The 2594-nt window shown below is 35.5% G+C and carries 1 protein-coding gene; it reads left to right on the top strand.

Annotated features, from left to right (window positions below):
• Positions 1 to 328 precede the first annotated feature (328 nt).
• Positions 329 to 2594 (top strand): YSIRK-type signal peptide-containing protein (locus tag ACQV2G_RS08960; RefSeq protein WP_428876634.1); only part of this gene is annotated, 2266 nt, incomplete at its 3' end.

Raw genomic sequence — 2594 nt, 5'->3', positions numbered from 1 at the left:
CGAAAGATCATCTAAAATGCGAGGTTAGGATCGGAAATAACAGAAGTATTGATCTGATAATTACAATCTTGAAATGTAGGTTACACAATTTATTTGACACTACCTTCGACATTGATCTATAATACATTTATATAGGGATTTAAGGCTGTATTATTTAAAATAATAAGTTTCAAGGTTTTATCTAAAGCTTTTGAGGTCATAATAGTTGTTGTCAAAAAGCAAAAATATATTTAAAGAAGTTTATACACTTGACTTTTCTTTACATTTCAATTAGTTTATAATAAATTAATGTATATTATGCATTGATTATTTTGAAAGGGGTTATGATATGGTGTTAGAAAATAAAAACAGATTTGCCTTAAGAAAAAAATCTTTTGGCTTATGTTCAGTAGCAATTGGTTCATTTATAGTAATGAGTTCATTTGGCATTACACAAGCTTCGGCTAACGAATTGACTGATGAGAATTTTTCTCATGCAGTAATTTTAGAGGAAGTAGTAACTGAAGATCAAGCAGTAACTGAAGAAGTAGTAGTAACTGAAGAAGAAGTAGTAACTGAAGAAGAAGTAGTAACTGAAGAGCAAGCAGTAACTGAAGAAGAAACAGTAACGGAAGAGGAAATTCATTTAAATCAAATAGAAGAAGATTCATCACTTAGTTCAAACAGTAATGAACTTGAATTACAAGAGAAACCTCAAATTGTTACAGACAATGACGTTCAATTTCAGCCAATGCAAAATTATAATCAATTTCAAAATTTTCCCTCACAAAATGTTATTTCCTATACAGGAGGTGGAGTTGATGTAACTCCACTTGAAGCGAAAAAACTGGAGACGGGAGATATTCAGTATTCTTTCCAGGTCTCTTTTGCTGGAATTACAAGTTCGGATCATGTCCAAACCGCAACATCTTATAGTTTAGTGGTTCCTTCTCTATTAAAAGATATTAAAATCACACAAATTGGGACATATGATGGGGATAAATTAAAAGATGAAGCAGGTGATTGGCACTATACGGATATCAAAAAAATACATGATGCAGCAGTTGATATTTTATTACCATTAGAAATGATTAAAGAGTATGAAGGAGTCGAGTACCCAGCTTTATCAGATGCCTTTGATCTACGTGATCAACTACTAAGAGAATATACTGGGGATGAGTATAGTTATGCCGGAAAATTCGGTAATCTAGCAACATTGGATGAAGTGCGCGCCTTAAAAGCTAAAGGATTTGATTATTTACCTGGAGGCATTGTAGATCGAGGCTACACGGCAACACACTCATCATATCAACCTAAAGGAGAAATGTTTACTTCTACGAAAGGATACGCTTCTCCGGAAGAAGCAATCAAGCAATTCAAGTTAAGTCAAAATCAAGAATTGGATGATGAAGGCTTTAGCACAGTTCGAAGATTTGCCATTAATTCAGGAACTCTTTCCTCTCGTTTTCCTATTGCTATTCGGTTGGATTATGTTGTGACAAAAGAACAGGCTCAAAAGACTCCTATTTTACCACTATGGGCTGGATTAGAATGGCGAGCTTTTTTTGAAAGTCGTGAGCCGGATAGTCATGAAGATGGATCTCAAAATTTAACTTCTTATGGTGAATTCACCGCTGCTTATCAATTCTTAGCGCATCCTGAAGTCATTCAAGAAACCCAACTATCAAAAGATGGATTGGCAGGGACACAAGTTGGCCTTAACCAATATACAGGTGATTGGAAAATGATCGGCAATGATGTGACAAGTTCTACTTTTAATTATGTAGAAACATTCAATTTGCATAGTAATCCAGCAATAACCTATTATGCTTCAGAAACGGATGATTATCGGGACATTGCAGCTGTGCAATATATTCCTGAAGATAATCTACCGTTGACACCACTCAATGAAGTGCCAACTCTCACTGTTAAAGACATGCGTATTGCTCAAAATGATAATACTTTTACCTTAGGTTCATTAATTTCAGACGCACAAGATGCTGAAGACGGTGATTTAAAAGAGTCAGTTGTGATTACCAGTGATGGAGGCTTCAACCCAAATGTTCCTGGGGAATACACGATTACTTTTAAAGTAAGGGATAAAGATGGCGCAACTATTACTAAGTCATCTCTTGTTACAGTTTCACCAAAATGGACCGCAATCAATGAAGCACCAACCCTCACCGTTGAAGACAAGCGTATTGCTCAAGGTGATAATACTTTTACCTTAGGTTCATTAATTTCAGACGCACAAGATGCTGAAGATGGTAATTTAAAAGAGTTCGTTGTGATCACCAATGATGGAGGGTTCAACCCAAATGTTCCTGGAAAATATACAATTACCTTTAAAGTAACGGATAAAGATGGCGCAACTATTTCTAAATCAGCAGTCGTAACTGTAGAGGAAGAAATGACACCATTGACGCCACTTAATGAAGCGCCAACACTTAGTGTTAAAAATAGCACCATTGCTCAAGGTGACGAAAGCTTTACTTTAGCTTCATTAATAACAGACGCACAAGATGCTGAAGATGGTGATTTAAAAGAGTCAGTTGTGATCACCAATGATGGAGGGTTCAACCCAAATGTTCCTGGAAAATATACAATTACCTTTA

The organism is Facklamia sp. P12955 (assembly GCF_050409565.1).
Lineage (GTDB): Bacteria > Bacillota > Bacilli > Lactobacillales > Aerococcaceae > Facklamia.
Note: the sequence above shows the minus strand (reverse complement) of the source record. Positions and strands in the feature narration are given on the sequence as shown.